This is a genomic window from Vibrio sp. 16 (genome assembly GCF_963681195.1).
GTDB classification, from domain to species: Bacteria; Pseudomonadota; Gammaproteobacteria; order Enterobacterales; family Vibrionaceae; genus Vibrio; species Vibrio sinaloensis_D.
Genome location: NZ_OY808998.1, coordinates 1,140,022 through 1,162,105, shown reverse-complemented (window position 1 = coordinate 1,162,105; position 22,084 = coordinate 1,140,022). Strand labels below are relative to the sequence as shown.

Genomic DNA, 22,084 nt, shown 5'->3' with positions numbered 1-22,084 from the left:
GGTGACAAAACTCTAGGTAGATTCACGTTAAATACTCCTAACTTAATGTCGGAGTCTCACAATGAAATTAAATCTACCTTTTTTAACAACGCTACTGGTTGGCAGCACTTTGGCGGTCAGCACGTTAGCCCAACCAATTGAGCTCACTGCAAATAAACAACACGTCTCAATTGTTCCGGAAACCTTACAGATAGACTGGAACGGTTTGTCCATCAATGACAATGCCCTATCGATCAATCAGCAAACCAGCTCCAGTTATCGGCTGATAAAGAAAAGTGCAACGTATGCGAGCTGGCAAGTTCAACCAAGTGGTATCCAATTGCAAGCGTCGCTGGAGGGCGAGGTTTTGCAACTCACCTTGACTCCGCCAAACAACCTGAAGATTGACCGAAAACATCCGTTAGTGATTGGTTGGTTTGAACTCAACGAACAGAAAGTCGATACCTTGTTATTGCCTCTTAGCGAGGGAATGCGTATTCCAGTGAAGCATGCAACTTGGGCAAACTTCCTTGCTGATGAATACTCAGGCTCAAATACGACTCAAGGCTTGAAAATGCCCTTCTGGAGTGCGGAACAACAAGGGCGCTTTATCAACTACCATTTGCTGTCACCCACGAACAACCAGTTGAGCTTCTCGAACCACAAAGGTCGAGTTGATATGGCGCTAAACCATCACTTCACTCCTTTGAACCGTAATCAGCCGCTGCGAGTAAACATCTCTATAGGTGACGACATATTGAGCGGCGCAAAGCAGTACCGAACGTGGCGACAGACTCAGCGGCTAGCCGATCCCTTAAGCGCGAAAATTGCCCGTAACCCAGAGATAAAAAAACTGATCGCAGCCAACCACGTTTATCTCTTTGGCACTGGCCCTATTAGCATTCAGGATGTCAAAAACTGGTGGGGCCTAAACGAATGGTATACAAAAAGATCAGGGTTAATCCTGTCTCGTGAGGCAGAAAAAGAACTGTCTTCATTGAGCAAAGATCAAGGTTGGTTTAGCGCATTTCACAAGCAGTTGCTGCTAGACGAATTACAATCCTCGTTAACGAAAAAATTCCCAGTTCCTCACCCAAGCTTAATTGACAACACCATAGCAACTCAGTACCAAATGGCACAGGCTCGTAAATCGTGGCTGATTAAACAAGCGGGCCAATACTTAGTTAAACCATCAAAGTGGGGCCAGGCGTTATCTAGCGATATGCTTAACACCTTTCAACAAGCGGGTCTTTCCCATTTGTGGCTTGGCTTTGATAATTGGATGCCAAGTTTCTATCAACCGGAAAGCGTAAATAAAGCCAAACAACTTGGCTACCTTGTCGGGGTTTACGACTCATACAACACGGCGATTGCACAAGGTGTGAATGATGGATGGCTCACTGCCTTGCTCCCTGACGAGATGCGTAATGACTGTGCGATTGAAAAAGCTAATGGGGATAAAAAAACAGGTTTTCGCGGTAAAGGCTTCTATCTGAATCCAAATTGCCACTTAGATTATGTTAAGCAACGTATTCTCGATATTGCTCATTACGGGGGGTTCAATAGCTTGTTCCTTGATGTTGACGGTACATCAATGGCTCGAGAAGACTATCGAGATAACAGTAGCCAAACTGAGGTCCTGTCTGCTTACAACAAACGTTTAAATTGGATCAGCCAGCAAACATCATTGGTATTAGGTTCTGAAGATGGGAATGCATTAACCAGCACAGGTATGACGTTTGCTCACGGATTGGAGACAGTGGGCTTTGGTTGGGTAGACCCGGATATGACCAAGAATAAACAATCTAAGTACTACTTAGGTCGCTGGTACCCCAATCACAAGCCGGAATATTTCTTCAAATCAGCACAGGTAAAAGAGCCTTATCGCAGCTTGCTGTTTTCACCTCAATATCGTCTCCCACTCTATCAAGCGGTGTTTCATGATGAGGTCATCAACAACCATCATTGGCATAGTGATAGCCTAAAGTTCAGTGACGTTAAAGCGTACCGAGATCTCACAGCAATGCTATACAACACTCCAGCAATGGTTCATTTAACAAGAGACGAGGCACTGAGTGTTAACAGTCCAAGAATTAAAGCTCTTCAACATTATCAAGCCGGCTATTCACCACTCCATAAGGCTCTGTGGGATAAGGCGCTGACCGACTTTGTTTGGCTAAACCCGCTCGGTACGGTGCAAAAAGCGACCTACTCTGATGGCAGCATTATTGTGGCTAACTTTACCCAACAGCGCGTCAAATACGGTGACAAACACATTGACCCGCTTGCGATTTACGCAGAGCTTAGCGATGGCACTCGGTTAGATTGGCAGAGTCAATAAATGTAACCGAACAAAGTGCGCCACGGAACCGTTACCCGTGGCCACTCAAATGCAGTGCTAACCAAAGTAGACAGTCACACCTTTTCGTTTAAGAAAGTCGATATCAGCTTTTGGTGCCGATTTATCAGTAAGCAATATTGAGATCTGGTCTGTCGCACCGATAGTAGAAGGGAAGATTTGACCAAACTTGCTTGAATCAGTGAGGATAATATTGCGACGCTGTTTAGCCAAAATAGTGTCGGCAATGTCTGCACGCATCATATCTCGACTAGTGAAGCCCGTATCTTGGTGGAAACCATCAATACCCAAAAATGCAGTACTAAAATGAATGTTTTCAATACAAAGCTTGGTAAGAGGTCCAACTAAGCTTTCACCTTGATGCTGATACACACCACCGAGCAATATGATGTTTGCAGAGGTATTGCGAATTAGGTGAGCGATGTAAGCAGAGGGGGTGATAATGGTAACGTCACCTCGCTCCGCTAACGTCCTAGCCAACAAGGCGTTGGCACTGCCACCTTCAATCAACACCGTTTCATTAGGAGCAACTAGGTCAGCCGCTTTATTGGCTAATGCCTGTTTAATATCAAAGCGTACTTCGAGCCGACTATCGATGTCGTCGCTTTGCAGTGCCATCGCCGCACCATGAACACGCTTCAAGTAACCTTCATGCTCTAAGAAATTCAGGTCTTGACGAATAGTTACTCCAGATACGCCTATTATCTCTACCAATTCAGTCACTTGTATACGTTTTCGATCATTGACGAGTTGCAGAATTTCATTTTGTCTTGGGTTCATCGTACTGGCTCAATAAAGTAAGAGGCACTATTATAGTGCCTCTTACTTTCATTTGAAACTAAAGTGAAACTTCAGTTACAGCTCGTGCTCAGTACGTGCGATGATGTCGTCTTGCGCGTCTGGTGATAGCGCGGTGAAGAAGGCTGAGTAGCCTGCAACTCGCACAACAAGATCACGATATTGTTCAGGGTTCTTCTTCGCAGCTAGCAAGGTCTCACGAGAGACTATGTTGTACTGCACGTGCCAACCTTTGTGGTGGTTGAAGAAGGTGCGAATCAACATAGAAAGCTTGAGCTTATCCCCTTCAGACTCAACCGCTGCTGGGCTTAACTTCTGATTAAGCAGCACGCCACCAAGGATCTTGTTCGCTTGGATCTTACCGACCGAGTTGTACACAGCCGTTGGACCTAAACGGTCTGAGCCAGATGACGGGCTTGCACCTTCTGCCAATGGCGTTTTCGCTTTACGACCATCTGGCGTTGCCATGGTTGAAGCACCGAATGGGACGTTTGCCGAGATACTTGATGTACCTGCGTAGTAACCACCGCCAATTGGACCACGCCCATGACGCGTATTTACAAACTGCCCTAGCTCATCAATGTACACTTGGTAAGCGTCTGCCAGTAGTTGGTCTACTGCATCATCATCGTTACCGTATTTTGGTGCAAAGTTGATAAGACGTTGGCGAAGCTGTTCGTTCTCCATGCCGTCGAAATCTTCTGCCAATGCTTTTGCCAGCTCTGGCTGAGTGATTTGCGCGTCATCGAAAACAAGGTGCTTGATGGCTGCTAGGCTGTTACCCAAGTTTGCGATACCGACTTGCAAGCCAGATACCCAATCGTATTTCGCGCCGCCTTCTTTCACGGTTTTACCGCGAGCCAAACAGTCATCCACCAGCGTTGAACAGAAGATGTCTTGTGCCTGCTGTTCAAGCACGCTGTCGACTACCGTATCAATCTCAATCGATTTACGGGTATAGTAGCGGATTTGCTCTGCCCAAGAAGCCGTCACTTGCTCAAAGTTCTCAAAGTTACCTTTCGCTAATGACTTATCGTGCGGCAAGAAGGCTTTACCCGTTGTTGCATCCACACCTTCGTTCAATGAAGCGAGCAGGATACGAGCGAAGTTAATGAAGCTCATGCCCGTACAACGGTAACCCCATTTGCCCGGAACCGCCGTCTCGATACAGCCGATAGATGCGTAGTTGTAAGCGTCTTCTTTCTCTACACCAAGCTTGATGAATTCAGGGATGACAATCTCATCGTTGTTGAACGCTGGCATACCGAAGCCGCATTTAATCACTTCAATACAGCCCATTAAGAACTCTTGGTTTAAACCTTCATGGTAACGCACACTCAAGTTAGGTTGCGTCGAACGTAACTGACCACAAGATTCCAGAATCGCCCAAGAAAGGGGATTCACTGCATCTTCAGGCTCACCCTTTTCATTCAACTTCTGACCGCCGATACACACGTTTTGATACAGCGGAGAACCTGCCGATGCTTTTGAGTGTGCACCAGAGCGAATCTTGTTTACTTCAAGCAACTTCAACCAGCAGCTTTGTAAAAGCTCTAGTGCGAAGTCTTTCTCAATCGTGCCGTTTTCGATATCGCGAACATAAAATTCGTTGAGGAATTGGTCCATACGACCGAAAGAAACCGAGTGACCGTTCGATTCGATTTGTAGCATCAATTGAACGAAGTAGCTCAATTGCAGTGCTTGCCAGAAGTTTTCCGGCGCATCACTCGCGACATGACGACAGTTTGCCGCAACGCTTTCTAACTCAGCTTTGCGCAGCGGGCGCGTCTCTTCTAACGCCATTTTTGCCGCCAATTCAGCGTAGCTCACCATGTGATCTTGAATCGCAAGCAGTACGATTTCGACTGATTTATAGAACTGCTCTTTCTTCAAGCCTTCAAAGGTCGAAACATCATTGTTAGCACGGTGCTGACGAACATCCTCTAGCAAGCCGTTCATGCCTAGCTTCAAGATTTTTTCGTTATCCACCGCAAGGTGCGCGTCACCCGAAGTCATGTTGCCTTCAGCTTTAATGATGGAGCTGGCTAAGATTTCTTGCTGCTCATCAGTGAACAAGCCATAACAACGGTCTTGAACGGTTTTACCGCGCCAGTACGGTGTGATGCTGTGGATGCTTTGCTTATCTTCTTCAGTGACCGCAAAGCCTGCACCAGGACGGTCAGCTAGCTCATCAATTTCCGCTTCAATCCAACGTACAGTGTATTCTGGGAAAATAGGCGCAGCGCGCACTTTGCTCGCTTGGTTACCGACAATCAACTCATCGTGTTTAATCCAAATCGTACGAGTGCGTAAGTGCTCTTGCAGTGCTAGCGCACGTTGGACAATCACAGGTTTGTCTTCGTTTGCTTGATAAGCACGAGTGTATGCCTCTGCACGCTCGGTACAGACAGGTGGCGTTACGATATTTACCAGTGCCAATTTGTGCGCTTTGATACGCTCAGGAAGGTAATTCAGGTCCATAGTTAACCTCTTACAATCACGTTAAGTTGGGTGTTTTCGCTTGCGTATTGCATGGCGCTTTCTAGCAGTTCTGGTTTGTTTAATGGCTTGTCAGAACACTCGTAAGGCATATCGAGCAAACGGTATTTATTGATGCCGAGCGTGTGGTACGGCAGCAAGTGAAGTTCTTGGCAGCTTTCTAGTGAAGCCGCAAAATCGATGATGTCTTGCAACTCTTCGATGGTGTCATTGAACCCCGGCACAACGGGAACGCGAATCACAATGCGCTTCGCGATAGGTGCCAGTTTTCGAAAATTGTCTTTGATGCGTTTTAGTGAACCTTTCGCCCAGCTAAGAAACTTCTCTTCATCGGTGTGTTTTAAATCCGCCAACCAGCAATCAATATACGGCGCGGCTTTTTCAACGTTCTTCCACGGCACATGCATGCACGATTCAATAGCGGTAGAGACTTGGTTGTCATGCAGACGCTGCGCGAGTTCTGCCACCAAATCCGCTTGCATGAGTGGCTCACCACCGGAGAAGGTCACGCCACCTTGGCTTTGGTCGTAGAAAGGTTTGTCTTTCATCAAGGTGTCGAACAGCATGTCTGATTTCGCCTCTTCACCGCAGACGGTCAGTGCTTGCGTAGGACAGACGTTTCGCAGCGCGATCAGTTGGTCTTCTTTGATAGCTTTGCGATTGATGATGATCTGGTTGTCGATGCGTTGAATACCATCACCCACCGTTTCAATACCCGCTGTGGATTGAGTTGTGGCTTGATACGCAGAAACGCACAGCTGGCAACCTTCCATACAGCTTCGCTGATCAAATAAGAGTGAATGCTTTTCGCTGCGGCTTTCTGGGTTTTGACACCAAGGGCAAGACAAGCTGCATCCTTTAAGAAAAAGAATGGAACGAATGCCATCGCCATCATGGGTAGAGAATCGTTGAATATTGAAATACATCTCTGCTTGCCTCTTGGTCTGTGCTACCGCTGTGTACTTAATCCGTTTCTTGCTGGTTAAGTCTTATGAGCGGCTTTTCTTTGTTCGAACTGAAAGCTTCATTTGAGCGTTTACAAATTTCACTTAACTTTCATTTAATGAAATTATTATAGTTTCAAATGAAATTTCAATTGATCAAAATCAAGATCTCGTTCGATTGTCAGATCTATAGTGATCCCATCATCAAAACGAAGATTTTGTTTAAGGTAGAAACCATGATTGAACTTTATTTAGATACTGCTGATGTGGCAGAAGTAAAACGCTTTAACCAGTGCCTACCGCTAAAAGGCGTGACGACAAACCCAAGCATTTTGGCGAAGTCAAAACAGGGACTAAATGAAACCCTAGCAGGCATGCAAGAAGCACTTGGCGGTACACCTCGCTTTCACGCTCAAGTCGTGAGTTCAACCGTCGAAGGTATGCTGGCAGAAGCGCGCCAACTGAATGAATTGCCTTACGATATGGTGGTAAAAGTGCCAGCAACAGAAACCGGCTTAGCGGCAATTAAGCTAATGAAAAAAGAGGGAATTCAGGTTCTTGCTACCGCTATCTATTCAGCTCAACAAGGCTTCCTTGCAGCGCTGTGCGGTGCAGACTACCTAGCACCTTACGTAAACCGCATTGATGCGATGAACGGCAACGGTGTTGAAGTGGTCGCGGATCTTCAATTGTTGCTCGATCAAAACCAATTACCAGCGAAGATTTTGGCAGCCAGCTTCAAGAACACTCAACAAGCGATGGAGGTGATGAAACTGGGTATCGAAGCCATTACATTACCAACTGATGTGGCGGCACAAATGTTCGCACATCCAGCAGTAAAACCGGCGGTTGAACAGTTCGATAAAGACTGGAAAGAGACGTTCGGCGAGAAACTTTCATTTGAAAGCTAGTCATTCAAAAGCCGCTGAACACTAGCGGCTTTTTTACTCACGATTTCAGACACAACCTTCCTACCCCTCGATCTTCGATATCTAAGAGTTCAAATTTATTAATAGCATATGCTATTAATAAGCATATAGTCATACTGTTCAATTCAGAAAAAGCTAGGAGTCAGCATGATTTACGCTGTGCCGTGCAATAGCACATTGATCAGTAACCACTTCTCTCGTTGCGAGCAAATCGCCATCATCGATTCAACCACTCATCAGACTCAATACCTGTCTATCGCGCCCGATACATCTTGTTGTAGCGTAAAGAGAAAGTGGCAACAGGTTATAGCTGGTTACAAAGTAGACGTTGTTGTGGTGAGGAACATTGGCCAAAATATGCTCAAGGGACTGTTTCAGTCTCAAGTTAAGGTGCTAGCTGCAAAAACGAGGCAAGATATACGCAACATCCATTTTGCCGAGCTTATGCCAGTGGAGAGTTTGGACTACGGCCGTGTATCACCAAAGAAAAAGACCTGTGGCAACAGCAAGAATGCCGCCCTCTCTTTGGCACCGCCGCAGTCAGGCTGGCACTCAATCCGGAGGGTTAGACGATGACATTACTGCTTACTGTACTTATATTTGTGAGTTTTATCAGCCTCATGGCGATTGGGGTCATGTTCTCTCGCCGACCGATTCAAGGCAGTTGTGGCGGTCTATCTAAGCTAAGTATTGCTCGGGAGTGTAATTGCAAAGACACTTGCGAAGGAACAAAGCGCACGCTTTATCAAATTAAAGAGCCTGATTAAGCGCCTGCTATTGAAGTTTTAGAGCGTGACCTTGGATGATGCTGCTCGCAACCTTTTGCCTCGCTCGTTTGATGATATTGCCAAACGTTTGACGTGACACCTGCATCTGCACCGCAGCATCAATCTGATTGAGCCCTTCTTGATCGGCGAGCCTCAGCGCTTCTAACTCATCTGGCAGCAGTTCGACAACTTGCAGCTCGTCCATTCTAACGCCATTAGGTTTGTAAAAAGCATAAGCTGCGCGCGTGCAGACTTTTCGGTGTATTTTCGGGCGAGCCATAATCTCAATCCAACAGTTTCTCAAAGAGACGTTATCGTTACGTCGGTGCAAGATTGTAGCAACCTAGCCAAGACTAAACCATCTGAATCCAAAGGTTGCATTTATGACTGAGCCGATTTCGCGCAGAGAGGACCAGTTACTCTCTGCGCTTGCCTGTCACTAACTCGATAGATTACGCAGCTTTGGATCGTCGGTAAGATATTCGACAAACTCTACCTCAAAACCCGCAGGGTCAACAAAATAGATGTTCTTACGATACGGTTCTTCAGCGCCAGGTTTGGCGATAGAAAAACCTGCGTCTTGTAGGCGGCCGATCACAGCATCAATATTGTTGGTGACATAGGCAAAATGCGCTAATCCAACCTGATGGCCGGGTAAATCACGGTTCTCTCCTTCCCCGTGGTCACTCAGCGCAATATATTGATACTCATCACCAAAATGTAACCAGTTTCTCGGCTTTCCACTCCACTCGCCCTGACCTTCATCGCGAACATACCAATGCGGGAACGCCGCTTGATAGAACTTCAACATTTCTGGGATATCTTTTACTACTAAGTTCACATGCTCTAGTTGAATCATGGTTTTCTCCTTTGATTTCTTAGCCAACGGAGACCATGCTAAAACCTCAAGTTAGGTTTAGGTAAAGTGTTTTTTTGCTTTTTTTTACTCAGGTGCGTTTTTCACTAGCGCGACCATGATCTCGCCACTTTCAGGCTTAAAACTCTCTGGCTGGGTGATCAGATTGATATGCTGAGCGGTACTGACAACAAATAGAGGCACCACCGTCGCCGATTGGTATTGCAGTTGGTAATCCTCAAAGGTGAAACTATCGCTTATTCGAGTGTGCTTAACCTCCGCCCCCTGAGCGATCAAGCTGGCAATTTGTTTATAGCCAATGGTTCCTCCAAGCAACAACGAGTAGGAATGCTCTCCATTATGAGAAAGCTTGTCTAATGAATCTTGGTTCTTTTTATCTTGCAAGCTAAACACTTTTCTGGCGCCAAATTCATGAGAAAAGTGCACGCCCGCCACAGAGTTTAAGTGCTGGTCGGGAGTAACAGATATCACCTGCCCTATACCGATCAAGTCTAAATACTCATCCGCATGGCTCGACGTTGGATTCCCATAATAACTTTCAAAACCCGCCATGCGCGCCTTACTAACGTAATCCCAGTTGGTATCCGACATCAGTACACGGCAATCGTAGTTTTTTATTGCGGTACCAATCGTTCGAGCCACATCATTTGCGCCAACAATGAGGAAACCTCGCGGAGACGGTTCCGCAACCCCAAGCAACCTTGCAACGGGACGCGCTGTTGCACTCTGCAGTACGACTGTCCCGATGATCACCATAAAGATCAGAGGTACCAGCAAATTCGCCTGTGAAACTTCTAAGTGCGTTAATTTTAGGGCAAACAACGAGGACACCGCGGCGGCTACAATACCACGTGGAGCAACCCAAGCGAGAAAGGCTTTCTCTTGAAGCTCTAGGCTACTTTTGAGGGTTGAGAGAAAAATGGATACCGGACGCGATACAAGCTGGATGAAGGCAAACAACACCAACGCGGATAGACCTAGCTGTTCAAAATCACTGAGCTCAACACTGGCTGCGAGCAAAATAAACAAACCAGAAATAAACAGGATGGTTAAGTTCTCTTTAAAATGAAGAATATGACTGATGTTGACGCCCTTGGCATTGGCTAACCACACCCCCATCACGGTGACCGTCAATAAGCCTGATTCGTGCTCTAAATAATTTGAGGCGGTAAATACCCCAAGTAATATGACAAGAACGGCAAAAGGCTGCAGATACTCTGGTAGCCAATGCCGCCTTATGATTGCTGCGACTAAAGCGCCTGCCGCAATACCAAGCGCAAAGCCAATCAGCAGTATGAGTCCAAACACAATCAGACTGTTCACTTGGCTTTGCGAAACAATGAACTCGTAGACCATAACAACAAACAGAGCGCCCAACGGATCAATCAGTATCCCTTCCCAACGCAGAATGTTTGACAATTTGCTGCTGGGTCGCACGGTGCGAAGCAAAGGCACAATCACCGTAGGCCCCGTCACAACGGTCAAACTACCGAACAGTAAAGAGAGGGCCCAATCAAACCCTAATAGATAGTGGGTAGCCGCTGATGTCATTGCCCAAGAGATGATGGCCCCAAGGGTCACAATACTCCAAACGCTTTTGCTTATTCCTCTTATCTGCTTGAAATTCAGTGTCAGGCTGCCTTCAAACAGGATCACAGCAACGGCAAGGGAGATAAACGGGAAGTAAAGCTCACCCAAGGTATCTTGAGGTTGGAGTACACCTAAGATAGGTCCAACAATGAGCCCTGTGACTAACAAGAATAGAATCGCTGGCAGTTTAAAATGCCAAGCAACCCACTGACAGCACAACCCCAACAATCCAATACTGGCCAGAGTCAGCGCAATTGTTTCTGAAGACATCAACAAATTCCATTTCGTGGACCTAATGAATCTTGATTAAGCACGCTTGCCTAACCCTTTTCCCAGGTCATGAGTTAACTGTGATTTCCGCTTGCACGGATGAATAAGAGAGTACTCCTTTAAAGTAGCCAACAATCGCCCATTATTGAAAGCACTGTTTGCCAAAACCAAAAAGGACGGTTTATAAAAACCGTCCTTAAAGAAGATTGAGCCATGTGGCCAACTACTTGAAATACGCTATTAAGCTCAATCTAGTTGACCAACAATACCTTACTTAATCGCAAAGTAGTCTAGCGCTATGCGCCCTTTGCCTTCTAGGTTTCCGACAGGTTGCATTTCCACTTTGATCGCATCTCCCTTTAACTCAAATTCGTTAACCGTCACCTTAATCGCATCACTATCAAATGAGTTCACATCGACATTCGCAGCGACGATGCGGCCGTCCACAATCAAGTCAAAGGCAGGAATCTCAGCTTGCTTGGGAACCACAAACTCTATCGAATAACGTTCGCCCGGCGTGGCATAAGCCGTGGCATAGATTCCACCATTGTCATACCAACCAGTTCCATTGAAATCAAAGCTCTCCGCCTTCCAGTAGCTGAAGTACGCATGATAGTCCTCGCTATTTTCTGGCGATGCTGGCGTCCATTTCACTTCATCAAGTTTTACTTCCTCTACATAACTGAAGCCATGCGTCTGCATCGTTTGTTTGATGAAATCAAGGCGAGTGAGCGTGTTTTCAAACGTGTCAAACCAGTAGCGCGCGCCTATCTGTATCCCAATCTCGCCCAAAAGGTAAAACTCACCATCCTTTTCAACCGTGATACCAGACCCTGAATCCCCAAGAATCGAATGCCACTGCAGATCGGTTTGCGGGGTGTAGGCGTCGTCAAAAACCAATGGCGTCACCCAACGGTTGTGGCGATCAAGGTAAACGTATTTTGTCCCGCCATTTCGACCGTTATAGTTTCCGTAGCCAATCTGATTAACTTTATAGTGCTCTTTTGGATCAAACATACCTTCAACTGGCAACTTGGCAGGCTTAATCCCAGTGATCGGTGTATCCAATCGAACCAGTGCGAAGTCTCTACCATCAGGAGACGTAAACTCGTATTCCCCATACTCCCCATTCGGATCGGTAATCGCACTGACGCTTTTTACCTGATGGAACACACCATCCTCATCTTTTTCGAACGATGAGCACGTAACTCGGTTTTGATAGTTTTCAGATTTTGCGCCACTCACATGATCCGCTGTAATAACCCAGAATGGGTCGATAAGTGTCGCGCTGCCCGCGTTCATGTGACAAGCGAAGTCAAACTTGCTCTGCAAAGCAAACTCTTTATGCTGCTGAACGGAGCGATCAGCACGACCTAAGCCTGCGTTGGCCGAAAATGACGCCAACACTGCGGTAGCAATAAGTAACTTGTTCATTTATTTGCCCTCACTTAGGTTGATCGCTTCCAAGCTCAAATAGCCGTCGTTTTGTGACCAACCAAATTGATCAGGCTTAAATGCAAGTTGAATCGTTAAAATGTCTGCATCAGATTCGGTAGTGAACTGCACACTATTTTGGGTCGTCGCGATGCTGGTCGGATAGAAGTTATCAATAGTGACGCACTCTTCGTTTAGGCAAGCAGTAAACTCTGAAGCAGACAACCAGTTGTGAGTATACAAATCAAGCCTAAAGTCACCTGATTTACCTGGCTTAACCTGAAAAGAAAAACCACCACCCGGCTTGGCATAAATGGCGTGATTCGACTCATCGAAGTAGTCTTTAGCGCTTCCGCCTTCCCAATAGTACTCGTTACCATGGGCTGGCTTTTCGTTCTTTAATTCGTATTCACCAATCATCTGAACATCACTGATCAGATCGACACCTTGTTTCGCAGTAAAACGATGTTCACCGTACCAAAACGCCCAATCCAAGCCATCGAGATCAACGACATCGGCATAGCGAGAATCACCTTGATTTAGTGTGTAGCCGTAGAATTCTGACGATATCAACAGCGACTCGCCCGCGACGGTAGAAATATTGGACAACTGATTTTCAGCCGCCAAAGCACCACTCGATAGAAACAGCAGAGCCATTATTTTTAGCTTCATTATTACTCTCCGTTATAGACAACCTCATGACTATACATTGGAAAAATGAAGCGTAATTACATGCGTTTAATATCAGGAATGAAACTTCAATTAATTTAAGTGCTTACAGTTGCTTACTTGTAAACAGGCGAGGTCTTGTGTAAATGGTACGAAATTCTATATTAACCGAAATATGACATTATGTAGGAGAAGAGAAATTGAGAAAAGAAAGTGAAGTAGAAACGAAAAAGCCCGCTAACTAATTAGCGGGCTTTTCTTGAATGTGGCGGAGAGATAGGGATTTGAACCCTAGATACGCTATTAACGTATGCCGGTTTTCAAGACCGGTGCTTTCAACCACTCAGCCATCTCTCCGTTGCGGGATGTATAGTAGGTTTTGGCACAACTCTTGTAAAGCAATAATTTGAGGCAACGTGTTCAAGTGGTGAGTTTTCACACACCTGACTAAACTCTAGTCAGATGGAATAACGCTGTTGTGTACGATTTTTGTTGTACAAAAACTCTAATCTTTAGATTGTAATAAAATAGTGTTTTATTTATAAATCAATGAATTTATTGAATTTAATCACTTTCAAGCAACAGATGTACGCTCGAAAGTCATTGCACAATATTGTGAAGTAATTCAAACTTACTGAGTTAATCGAACCAAATTGTATATTTCAGAGGTTTTTATGAAAGTCGCTGACCTGTTTAAACATCGTGGTGAATCCCACTCAAAACATCATTCAGAATTCATGCAGTGGATGTCTCCAACTGTGCGTGAGTACTGGGGAGAGTTTTTGACGAAGGCAAACAATCGCCACCTTTTTACACGTCTACGCGATCTTCAACAACCTGCTGTTAATGACGAAGTTGAGTCTCCTGCTCCAATTACGACTGAGCAGCCTAAAACGATCGAACTCAAGCCAGAAGCCCAAGCCTTGTATGAAGAGCTTCAGGCAAAAATTGGTGAAGTCATTCATGTGGGTGATTGGCTGGATGTCTCGCAAGAGCGAATTAATCAATTTGGTGCCGTTACCGAAGACATGCAGTGGATCCATACCGATCCTGAACGTGCGGCGGCTGAATCGCCTTTCAAGACAACGATTGCACACGGTTTTTTGACTTTGGCTCTATTGCCAAAACTAACAGACAGCGTCGACCCTGACCAAAACCTGTTTCCAACCGCGAAAATGGTAGTCAACATCGGTCTCAACCAAGTTCGTTTTCCTTACCCAGTAAAATCAGACAACCGCATTCGCGCAGTGAGCACTTTGTCAAAGGTAACGCCTATTCGCAAAGGGTTAGAGATTGAGCGCGAAATTAAAGTTGAAATCGACGGTGTTCGACGCCCAGGCGCAGTAGTGACATCGGTCATTCAATTGCATTTCTAGCTCGATAACAGAGATCAAAAAAAGGATACGCATGCGTATCCTTTTTTGTTTCTGCTGAATCGCGCTATTTATTCATGGTGTAACAGCATTCCAAGTCGTAGTCCTCACCGCTTTTAGCTGTGTAGGCTTTTGATTCTGTGCACGCTTTAGGTTTACCCTTCTCATCGCCTCGAACCAAACTAATCCAGTGACGCATTGCTGAAATTTCAGAGCTTTCTTGAGGGAACATGGTGCATGTTTCCAGTTGGATATCATCAATTTCAATCAGCTCAACGCAGCCAGTCCCTTTATGGCGACCAAATGTCAGCTCAACGTGGCTACCGTTACCATCACGGAATAAAATCGACGTTGGCGTTTCCTTTTCACCGCTGTAAGCGACAAAGTGCTTGTTGCTTTTCAAACCACTGTGAGACCCATCTTTGAAATACGCTACAAGGTGGCGGTAATCAACCATGTATGCCGTTACTTCTTGGTGAGAGCCATTTTCTAATGGAAACATACGATCCAGTAGCTGTTTTGCTTTTGTTTGCTTCTCAGAAGATTGCTTCGAGTTTGTTTTCTCTACCGCGAAGACTGCTTCAGCGATAAATGGCTTGTCTTGTTTTTGGATGTCTGTTTTATCGATTGTAAGCATGTTCATAGCGTTTCCCTCGCGGATATTTCACAACTTTTATGTCCTAGAGCAAAGATTTCAAACTTGCGTTCAGTTGTTTTAAGTTTTGTGACTTTGCTTACTTTCTATACTAGTGATTTTTTGACTACAATTTCACAACAAAAATTTTACAATGTGAATTTTACAAAATTATGCTGTCGAAAAGTCTTATACGTCAGTCCCATTTTTTAGGGACGAAGATCAGAAATCTTAGAAAACGCAACCACTTAACCATGGAAGATCTCTCTGCACGTTGCATTCGAGTGAATCCAGAATACGCACCGTCGGTTTCTTATCTGTCAATGATTGAGCGGGGCAAACGAGTCCCAAGTATCGATATGCTAGAAGTCATTGCGGAAGTGTTCCAAAAAGATCCCGCGTGGTTTCTAGATGATGAGCCAGAGCAAACGGACATCACTCCAGACAAGGGGAATCGTGGCGGGATCAGTGGTATGGCGCTTGAACCAAGTTTCCTATTCTCTAACGATATTCTTCAAATCGCGATCCCTGAGATGCTCTCGCAAACGGGAATCACCGGACGCCAGTTCGCGCATTTGCTTATTCGAGCACATCAGGAAAACAACCAAAATCACTTTCCTGATCTGGAACGCGCAGCCGAAGAGATTGGACTGAAGCGCCTTAACCTCTCTGCGGAAGACTTAATGGATATCGCGCGCAGTATGGGGCTTACCATCCGTTGGACATCTCGCCCGCCACAAGACATTGTCGATGAACTTGGCGTTAGTGCTAAGCAAGTCGTTACTTCCTTTTTCGAGCCACCCGGCTTTATCTACTTGAATGAAATACTCAAGCAGTACCCTACGCGCCTTAAATATGACCTTGCGGTCTATCTAGGTCACTGTGTGTTACACAACAAAGAAGGGCTAAAGAGCGTTCTCTCTGTCGGTCACGCCAATAGCTGGGAAGACAACACTCAGCAAGTGAACCCAACGTCTGAGTTGAACTCGCAAGACATACTCCAAGCCTGGCGAGACTTTGAGTCCAGCTTCTTTGCTGGCGCATTGCTCTGTCCTAAGGTGCCATTTCGTCAGTTGCTTGATAGAAATGGCTACGAGATCGATGTTCATGCTAAGGCAGGCGTCTCCCCATCAGTTGCGATGAGGCGCATGACCGTTGTCTCCCCTTATCCGCACTGGCACTACTTTGATGCGTATGGGCAGAACAAACTTAAAGCAGTCTATCGGGGAAATGGTATACCGCTCCCTTGGGGCAACATGCGACAAGTTAACGACCCATGCCAACACTGGGCGGTGTTTAGACGTCTTTCTGAGCCTCGCAGTGGCAGTTCAGCGCAGATCTCTATTTTGAATGTGGGCGACGAACCAAGAATTTACTGCTGCGAGTCCATTAATATGACTGATCCTGCGGGCAACAATCGCGTTCTCTGTGCTGGCATTGATTTAAATCCGGCGATCGATGCCCAAGGTGGTGACTCGAGAAACATTGCGGAAGAGCTCAAATCCTTGTGTGTCAGCCAAGGTGGTTCTGCGCCCATTCCAAGACATATTCAAAAGGAGTTCACGACCATCGCGAAGATTCTCAACATCAATTGGATAGAGCGTGGAATTGAAACGGATGCACGAGTGATTTGTTCCCGTGGTGCAGTTTGTCCAAGAAAACCAAGCTGCTACAGCGGATGCCAAGACGCCTAGCCCAAAAAGAAAAAAAGCCAATCACAATAATCGTGATTGGCTGTATTTGATTGTGAACAAATTTCGGTTCACTAACAACGTCAGTTGGCTAGGTGACCCTCGGCTTAATAAGGGTCGTTACAACTAAAGCATGATACGTGCCAACTTTTTCTATCAATAAAAATCGTTGATTTTGTTCACTTAATAAACTGTTTCTTAAAAACAAGGCTCATAAAGCAATCTCGAAATGATAAGTTTCGCATAATGCAAAAATCACAATCTTTGCAAAATGCAAAATCCTGGTTGACTACTTGCGTTACTTCTTCCTAAATACCCAAATAGGACCAATCAATAGGTAAACCAGATCGTCAAGAAATGAAGGTCTTTTCCCTTCTATTTTGTGGCCAATAAACTGCAGTAACCACAAACTCGCAAAGCCGGTCAAAGAGATAAGGAAGACGGGAAGCTGCATCAAGTCGAGGGACCAAATCAATGAGATGCAGGCTAACGTGAATCCGAGCATCATAAGAAAGACACTCAACGAAAGCCGAAAGTAGAATACCCAGATCGGCATCGCGGCAACCCAGACCCAGTTAACGGTTGTGCCAAGCAAGTTAATCGACGGAATAGACCAAACCAAACCGACAACCGAAAGAAAAATACCGGGTACCGCGACTTGATGAATTTTCTGATTGATTGGATGCTGATGGCTCTCGCCGTAATCCGCTAACCACTGAGCTAAACTGCGCATACTGACCTCACAACCGACTCTTTATATTGTCTATAGCATGGTTTGAGAGTATTTGCCCACTAGCTCAATGAGTTAACATCATTTCTTTGTGACTGACGCCGCTTCTCTAAATACATTCTCTCGTCCGCCAGCTTAAGCATATCTTCTATGGTCGTAAAATCCGGATGGTACAATGCGTAACCAACACTGACGTGAATATTGATGAGTTGCTGATCGTAAATCACTGGACTGTGACAAATTGCTCGCTGAAGCTCGAGGTTAATGTGGTCAATGTCTTCAGACTTGGTCACTCGTGGCAACAGCACTAAAAACTCGTCTCCGCCAATGCGGGCAACAACATCCGAGGATCGCAGCACTCCCTTGATTCTTTCTGCCGTTGCAATGAGTACTTTATCGCCAGCAACATGACCGTAACTGTCATTGATTGCCTTAAATTTATCAAGATCGATGTTTAGAATGGCAAAGCCTTCTTCAGCCCCGCGTTTTTTAGCAGCATCGAACTGATTTTCTATGGTGTACAAAAAATAACGTCGGTTTGGCAAACGAGTAAGAGCATCTTGAAGGGAGCGTTTTTTGGCAACAGAATACAACCGATAAACCAACACAAATGCCAGCGCCAGTAGCACTAACAGCGGATAGCCTATAAGCCTGACCGCATGGACACGATACCATTCGCTCTTGCTTAAAAGGTCTTCCTTTGTGCTTGCGGCAATATGCCAGCTACCATAAGGAAAATAGACGTTTTCTTTGGCAAAAGCTTTGTCAAATACGTTGGGATCACCGTAAAAGTGCTCTCCGTCCGCACCAGTGCTGTCTAGCCCACGCATCGCAATATTGTATTTGTGCTCAAACTTTTCGATGCCCACATCGTGAAACAGAGAGTTTAAATCGAGCACGACACTGCACACGCCCCAATAGCGGCTGTTATAAGGCGGATCTTCATATATGGGAACACGGGCAATCAAACCTTTGCCGCCTTGAACTAAATTGACGGGACCAGCTATGAAAATGTCTTGGATTTCATTGGCTTTGCGAACAGTGCGCCACTGGCTTGGAACGGTCTTATAGTCTAAGCCCAAAGCAGCCTCATTGCCTTGAATGGGGTAGATGTATTTGATGACATCGTTAGGCGCAAGGCCGATGATTTTGATATGGCTACTTTTGCGCATGATACTTGAGGCGATAAGCCCCCAGCCATTAAATTCAAATTCAGGGTTAGCAGCAAGCAACACAGATATACTGTTTGCAGCAAAAATATCTGAAACAATCGCCGCTTCCAGTTCAGAACGAATAATCGAGAGTTCTTCTTTAGCTCGCCCCAGCAAGCTATCTCGCAAAAAATTTTTCTGACTACGATCCATGACTTCGACCAATCCAATTGCGAAGCTACTGATCAAGAGAATAAATATGTAGACAGACCAACGCCTGTTTATGCGATCCTGCATTTCTTCCCCAAAACTAAAAAGCGCTAAAAGCCTAGTTGATTTTTCTAGCACTTCTTCGGTGCTGTATTTTTTGTCATTTCTATCAATTATACAAAAAGGCGCATTGATTTGGATATTTTTTCATCTCATATTCAGTCAATATTTTGCAGCTATCTGACAAGCCCTTTACATCCAGCAAAGCAATAATTGATATTGTATCACCAATTCAAACTCAATCACTTCCCCACCAAGGAATGGTTCGCCTACCCAACAAGATAGGCTTCGATAGGTAATGGTATTTTTATGCGCCAACGAATACTCGCCCTTTGCTTAGGGCTCGCTCTACTGCCTACAGTTTACGCTACCGACTTAAACGAAGAATCAGCAGACATCATCAAGCAGACATACGAAAGCCAACTGTTCACTTTACCAGCGTTCAAAGAAGGACATTACGGGCTGCGTATGTACCGACAAACGCTAGATGACAAATACGCAGCTGCGGTTTGGAGTGACATGGCGCGTGTAGCAAGTCGGCTCAATCGTTTCGCGGCAGAAGTGAACACACCGGAGCAAATCTTGCTCTACTCAGAGAAGCGTATTGCTGGCTATCAAGACGAGACAGACGAACGCAGCGTGCGTCGCTACACCGTGACAAAACACATGCCTGAATACCTCTACTTAGGTGTGGACTTGCTAGGCGCGATGGCGCGAGCCAATGAATATGGCTTAAAGCACAAAGAAGACGCGAAACTGCGCCAAGTGATTCGCCGCTACAACTTCAACAAATACGCCACAGATCCAGAAATGATCCGAGCGTGGGCAGCTCAGCTCGCAAACCAAGTCTTTTGGCTAAAGCAACTGGGCGAGCAAGATGTCACCCAAGCGTTTATTGAGTCCTTTAAAGCCACTTATCCAGACAACGAAGACAAAAAATTGTCCAAACAGCAGTATGGCAACAAGCTTTACGGTCTGACGCATATAATCTTCGCCGATTCGCAGTATTACCAACGTCTTGTGAGCGAAAAGCAGTACCAATGGATTTATGACTATTTTCGCGCCAATATCGACACTATCCTCCTTAGAGCGAAAGAGGATATCATCGCCGAAGTGGGCATCAGCTTTTTGCTGGCAGGTCTAGAAGACGACCCTGTTGTGGCAAAGACACGCGACGCAATACGCAAGTCGATTGATAAAGACAAGGGGATGATTCCATCTGTTTCAGGGGATTTTGATTTGGCTTACGGTGAACACAGAAACGTTTTAGCAATCATGCTGCTAGATTGGCAAAACGTTAACAAAGCCCCGACAATAGAGCAGCATCCACGGGTTTTTTCTCGCCTTCCATACGGTTTAGAGAAGAAGTAGCGCACTCTAAACTGTTGAGGGAATGCACAAAACGAAGAGTACCGTTAGACCATTTTATTATATAGAGTTATAAATAGCGGTATTTTTCGATTTCAATTCAGCGACTTATAAACGTCAACAAATTAGCACAAGCTAAAAATCCTACTAATATACAATGTGTTACCTAAGCGCCAATTTTACCTCCACCGAGCCCCTTGAACAAAAATACTAAACTACGCTCATATTGATTAAGAGTATTCGTTAATCAGACAACTATCAATACTGAAGCAAAATCACATTTTACTTCTAGAATTTATGCAAGGAATACCAAAGATAGGACTTGCGGTGAATGGGTAATTTTGTCGGTCGGCACTTAGAAGAAATGGCAGACCTGCGCTCATCGAGAAAGTATAAGGTGGTGCAGATATGTTCGGTCGTCTCCACCGCGATATTGCTAATCTATAGTACCGTACACTTTCTTAGTGGCTCATTGCTCTTTGCTGTTTTCGATATTGGGTGCGCTTTCGTCCTGCTCATCAACCTTTGGTTTGGGCGTCATCAACAAGCACGCTTTAACGATATAGTCCTGAGCGGGGTCTTGCTTCTTCAAGGCACCACCTTATTGCTCTATGGTGAACACGGACCAGGAACGCTTGTCTGGTTATATCCAATTCTTGCCTCGGTCATATTTGCTAATGAATTTAAAATCGGGGTGACTCTAAGCAGCACATTCTGTCTACTTGTAGCGGCTGTTACGTTACTTGGAGATTCTGTCTCTCTGCAAACACTGTCAGCTGATCGGTTTGTGATCAGCTTGTTTGCCCTCTGCTTGCTTTGTAACACTTCGTCCTATTTTTATGACAAAGCCGTTTCTTATATCCAATCTTTGTACCGTGAGGGGATTGAAGACCTCGCCTACTTTGACCAACTTACCGGGCTTGCCAATCGCTGGAGCTTCGAGAACTGGGCTATAGAGAAGTTGGAAGAAGAGAGGCACAGCAACACGCTCACCGCAATGATTTTTTTAGATATTGATGATTTCAAAGCAATTAATGATTGTTATGGGCACGATGTCGGTGATCGCGTGTTGCAGCACTTTTCACGCAGGCTGAAGAATAATATCCGAAACAAAGACAGGAAAACCGACAAGCATGATTATTCCATCGCTCGATTTGCTGGCGATGAGTTTGTTCTCCTGCTCTACGGTGTCAAAAGTCGCTCAGATCTTGAAGGCATACTCAATCGCATCCTGCACTTATTTGAGGACTGCTATCAGGGAAAAGAAGAAATCGGCAAAGTAAACGTGAGCCTCGGAGTTGCACTGTTTCCTGAAGATGCTGACACCTTAGCCGAGCTCACCCGCTGCGCAGATAAAGCGATGTATTCAGCTAAACACAGTGGTAAGAATAAGTTTCACTACTATCGAAAAGATCGGGGAGAACAGCCAAAGAAGCAAGATAATGTAACACCTATTACTCAAAAAAGAGTTTAGCCCGACATATACATTAACCATAAGCTGACTGCCATAACCACAATCATCCAAACGGCATATCTTACTGTATTAGGTTTGTTCTTCTTAGGTTGAATTATTGGCTTGAATGCAGCGTCCTTAGCGTCTGCCAACACAGATTGTCGAGTCGATAGCTTTTCTCGTCTCTTTTGAGCAGAAGACGCGACTTTCCCGAAACGATGCAACTGGTCCTGAGTCAAATCTTGGCTCGGGTCATACCGTTGGTGAGAATCTTTATGCTTGGGGACAACAGCCATGTT

20 protein-coding genes and 1 tRNA gene are annotated in these 22,084 nt (G+C 45.4%); 8 read left to right on the top strand and 13 right to left on the bottom strand.

Annotated elements, in window-relative coordinates; translation table 11 throughout:
• Window positions 1–61: 61 nt before the first annotated feature.
• Window positions 62–2,320: a glycoside hydrolase gene (locus U9J37_RS19485; RefSeq protein ID WP_005470158.1), complete on the top strand. Its 2,259-nt coding sequence runs from the start codon at window positions 62–64 to the stop codon at window positions 2,318–2,320.
• A gap of 57 nt (window positions 2,321–2,377) precedes the next feature.
• Here U9J37_RS19485 and U9J37_RS19480 read toward each other — a convergent pair whose 3' ends face one another.
• The 3 genes from U9J37_RS19480 to U9J37_RS19470 form a co-directional block, all read right to left on the bottom strand.
• Entirely contained in the window at window positions 2,378–3,118 is a 741-nt protein-coding gene (locus U9J37_RS19480; RefSeq protein WP_005470013.1) for a DeoR/GlpR family DNA-binding transcription regulator, read from the bottom strand.
• Window positions 3,119–3,193: 75 nt separating this feature from the next.
• Entirely contained in the window at window positions 3,194–5,617 is a 2,424-nt protein-coding gene (locus tag U9J37_RS19475; RefSeq protein ID WP_005469935.1) for a formate C-acetyltransferase/glycerol dehydratase family glycyl radical enzyme, read from the bottom strand.
• Between the two features lie 2 nt (window positions 5,618–5,619).
• A complete protein-coding gene (locus tag U9J37_RS19470) occupies window positions 5,620–6,561 on the bottom strand; it encodes a glycyl-radical enzyme activating protein (RefSeq protein ID WP_005470264.1) in 942 nt (313 codons plus the stop codon).
• A 254-nt stretch (window positions 6,562–6,815) separates the two neighbouring features.
• On the opposite strand from U9J37_RS19470, the gene U9J37_RS19465 reads away from it, so the two are divergent.
• The 3 genes from U9J37_RS19465 to nqrM all read left to right on the top strand — a co-directional run bounded on the left by U9J37_RS19465 (window position 6,816) and on the right by nqrM (window position 8,275).
• The gene (locus U9J37_RS19465) at window positions 6,816–7,490 is read left to right on the top strand and encodes a fructose-6-phosphate aldolase (protein ID WP_009706445.1); all 675 of its coding nucleotides are present in this window, start codon (window positions 6,816–6,818) and stop codon (window positions 7,488–7,490) included.
• Between the two features lie 165 nt (window positions 7,491–7,655).
• Window positions 7,656–8,084, top strand: coding sequence for a NifB/NifX family molybdenum-iron cluster-binding protein (locus U9J37_RS19460; RefSeq protein WP_005470227.1), 429 nt, complete (start codon window positions 7,656–7,658; stop codon window positions 8,082–8,084).
• Entirely contained in the window at window positions 8,081–8,275 is a 195-nt protein-coding gene (gene nqrM, locus U9J37_RS19455; RefSeq protein ID WP_043886560.1) for a (Na+)-NQR maturation NqrM, read from the top strand. Before U9J37_RS19460 ends, nqrM begins: the two co-directional genes overlap by 4 nt.
• Before the next feature lie 7 nt (window positions 8,276–8,282).
• Here nqrM and U9J37_RS19450 read toward each other — a convergent pair whose 3' ends face one another.
• The 6 genes from U9J37_RS19450 to U9J37_RS19425 form a co-directional block, all read right to left on the bottom strand.
• Window positions 8,283–8,555, bottom strand: coding sequence for a DUF134 domain-containing protein (locus U9J37_RS19450; protein WP_043886561.1), 273 nt, complete (start codon window positions 8,553–8,555; stop codon window positions 8,283–8,285).
• Window positions 8,556–8,714: 159 nt separating this feature from the next.
• A complete protein-coding gene (locus U9J37_RS19445; protein ID WP_005470294.1) occupies window positions 8,715–9,134 on the bottom strand; it encodes a VOC family protein in 420 nt (139 codons plus the stop codon).
• 84 nt (window positions 9,135–9,218) lie between these two features.
• Window positions 9,219–11,012: a cation:proton antiporter gene (locus U9J37_RS19440; protein WP_005469929.1), complete on the bottom strand. Its 1,794-nt coding sequence runs from the start codon at window positions 11,010–11,012 to the stop codon at window positions 9,219–9,221.
• Between the two features lie 270 nt (window positions 11,013–11,282).
• The gene (locus U9J37_RS19435; RefSeq protein WP_322414056.1) at window positions 11,283–12,446 is read right to left on the bottom strand and encodes a trypsin-like serine peptidase; all 1,164 of its coding nucleotides are present in this window, start codon (window positions 12,444–12,446) and stop codon (window positions 11,283–11,285) included.
• Entirely contained in the window at window positions 12,447–13,118 is a 672-nt protein-coding gene (locus U9J37_RS19430) for a hypothetical protein (protein WP_005469951.1), read from the bottom strand.
• A 263-nt stretch (window positions 13,119–13,381) separates the two neighbouring features.
• Window positions 13,382–13,472, bottom strand: a tRNA-Ser gene (locus U9J37_RS19425).
• 317 nt (window positions 13,473–13,789) lie between these two features.
• On the opposite strand from U9J37_RS19425, the gene U9J37_RS19420 reads away from it, so the two are divergent.
• The gene (locus U9J37_RS19420) at window positions 13,790–14,491 is read left to right on the top strand and encodes a MaoC family dehydratase (protein ID WP_005470247.1); all 702 of its coding nucleotides are present in this window, start codon (window positions 13,790–13,792) and stop codon (window positions 14,489–14,491) included.
• Window positions 14,492–14,555: 64 nt separating this feature from the next.
• Here the strand turns inward: U9J37_RS19420 and U9J37_RS19415 are convergent, their stop codons facing one another.
• The gene (locus U9J37_RS19415) at window positions 14,556–15,131 is read right to left on the bottom strand and encodes an aldolase/citrate lyase/malate synthase family protein (RefSeq protein ID WP_005470108.1); all 576 of its coding nucleotides are present in this window, start codon (window positions 15,129–15,131) and stop codon (window positions 14,556–14,558) included.
• Window positions 15,132–15,292: 161 nt separating this feature from the next.
• Between U9J37_RS19415 and U9J37_RS19410 the strand changes: the two genes are divergently transcribed.
• Window positions 15,293–16,816, top strand: coding sequence for a DUF3612 domain-containing protein (locus tag U9J37_RS19410; protein WP_072016629.1), 1,524 nt, complete (start codon window positions 15,293–15,295; stop codon window positions 16,814–16,816).
• A gap of 295 nt (window positions 16,817–17,111) precedes the next feature.
• Here U9J37_RS19410 and U9J37_RS19405 read toward each other — a convergent pair whose 3' ends face one another.
• Together U9J37_RS19405 and U9J37_RS19400 are read right to left on the bottom strand one after the other, a co-directional pair.
• Window positions 17,112–17,546 (bottom strand): Mpo1 family 2-hydroxy fatty acid dioxygenase, encoded by a 435-nt coding sequence (locus U9J37_RS19405; protein WP_005470096.1) that lies wholly within the window; start codon window positions 17,544–17,546, stop codon window positions 17,112–17,114.
• 59 nt (window positions 17,547–17,605) lie between these two features.
• A complete protein-coding gene (locus U9J37_RS19400; RefSeq protein WP_043886562.1) occupies window positions 17,606–18,991 on the bottom strand; it encodes a diguanylate cyclase in 1,386 nt (461 codons plus the stop codon).
• Window positions 18,992–19,273: 282 nt separating this feature from the next.
• Between U9J37_RS19400 and U9J37_RS19395 the strand changes: the two genes are divergently transcribed.
• A complete protein-coding gene (locus U9J37_RS19395; RefSeq protein WP_005470259.1) occupies window positions 19,274–20,335 on the top strand; it encodes a DUF3541 domain-containing protein in 1,062 nt (353 codons plus the stop codon).
• Between the two features lie 328 nt (window positions 20,336–20,663).
• Complete coding sequence (locus U9J37_RS19390) at window positions 20,664–21,806, top strand: GGDEF domain-containing protein (protein ID WP_043886563.1); 1,143 nt, start codon at window positions 20,664–20,666, stop codon at window positions 21,804–21,806.
• Here the strand turns inward: U9J37_RS19390 and U9J37_RS19385 are convergent.
• Window positions 21,803–22,081: a hypothetical protein gene (locus U9J37_RS19385; RefSeq protein WP_043886564.1), complete on the bottom strand. Its 279-nt coding sequence runs from the start codon at window positions 22,079–22,081 to the stop codon at window positions 21,803–21,805. The two genes, U9J37_RS19390 and U9J37_RS19385, sit on opposite strands and share 4 nt — an antisense overlap.
• Window positions 22,082–22,084 lie beyond the last annotated feature (3 nt).

Bases quoted from the DNA above. Each gene is read 5' to 3' on its own strand.
- U9J37_RS19385 (WP_043886564.1), bottom strand. From the start codon at position 22,081: ATGGCTGTTGTCCCCAAGCATAAAGATTCTCACCAACGGTATGACCCG.
- nqrM (WP_043886560.1), top strand. From the start codon at position 8,081: ATGACATTACTGCTTACTGTACTTATATTTGTGAGTTTTATCAGCCTC.
- U9J37_RS19460 (WP_005470227.1), top strand. From the start codon at position 7,656: ATGATTTACGCTGTGCCGTGCAATAGCACATTGATCAGTAACCACTTC.
- U9J37_RS19395 (WP_005470259.1), top strand. From the start codon at position 19,274: ATGCGCCAACGAATACTCGCCCTTTGCTTAGGGCTCGCTCTACTGCCT.
- U9J37_RS19480 (WP_005470013.1), bottom strand. From the start codon at position 3,118: ATGAACCCAAGACAAAATGAAATTCTGCAACTCGTCAATGATCGAAAA.
- U9J37_RS19390 (WP_043886563.1), top strand. From the start codon at position 20,664: ATGGGTAATTTTGTCGGTCGGCACTTAGAAGAAATGGCAGACCTGCGC.
- U9J37_RS19475 (WP_005469935.1), bottom strand. From the start codon at position 5,617: ATGGACCTGAATTACCTTCCTGAGCGTATCAAAGCGCACAAATTGGCA.
- U9J37_RS19440 (WP_005469929.1), bottom strand. From the start codon at position 11,012: ATGTCTTCAGAAACAATTGCGCTGACTCTGGCCAGTATTGGATTGTTG.
- U9J37_RS19485 (WP_005470158.1), top strand. From the start codon at position 62: ATGAAATTAAATCTACCTTTTTTAACAACGCTACTGGTTGGCAGCACT.
- U9J37_RS19470 (WP_005470264.1), bottom strand. From the start codon at position 6,561: ATGTATTTCAATATTCAACGATTCTCTACCCATGATGGCGATGGCATT.
- U9J37_RS19405 (WP_005470096.1), bottom strand. From the start codon at position 17,546: ATGCGCAGTTTAGCTCAGTGGTTAGCGGATTACGGCGAGAGCCATCAG.
- U9J37_RS19420 (WP_005470247.1), top strand. From the start codon at position 13,790: ATGAAAGTCGCTGACCTGTTTAAACATCGTGGTGAATCCCACTCAAAA.
- U9J37_RS19450 (WP_043886561.1), bottom strand. From the start codon at position 8,555: ATGGCTCGCCCGAAAATACACCGAAAAGTCTGCACGCGCGCAGCTTAT.
- U9J37_RS19465 (WP_009706445.1), top strand. From the start codon at position 6,816: ATGATTGAACTTTATTTAGATACTGCTGATGTGGCAGAAGTAAAACGC.
- U9J37_RS19430 (WP_005469951.1), bottom strand. From the start codon at position 13,118: ATGAAGCTAAAAATAATGGCTCTGCTGTTTCTATCGAGTGGTGCTTTG.
- U9J37_RS19415 (WP_005470108.1), bottom strand. From the start codon at position 15,131: ATGAACATGCTTACAATCGATAAAACAGACATCCAAAAACAAGACAAG.
- U9J37_RS19435 (WP_322414056.1), bottom strand. From the start codon at position 12,446: ATGAACAAGTTACTTATTGCTACCGCAGTGTTGGCGTCATTTTCGGCC.
- U9J37_RS19445 (WP_005470294.1), bottom strand. From the start codon at position 9,134: ATGATTCAACTAGAGCATGTGAACTTAGTAGTAAAAGATATCCCAGAA.
- U9J37_RS19400 (WP_043886562.1), bottom strand. From the start codon at position 18,991: ATGCAGGATCGCATAAACAGGCGTTGGTCTGTCTACATATTTATTCTC.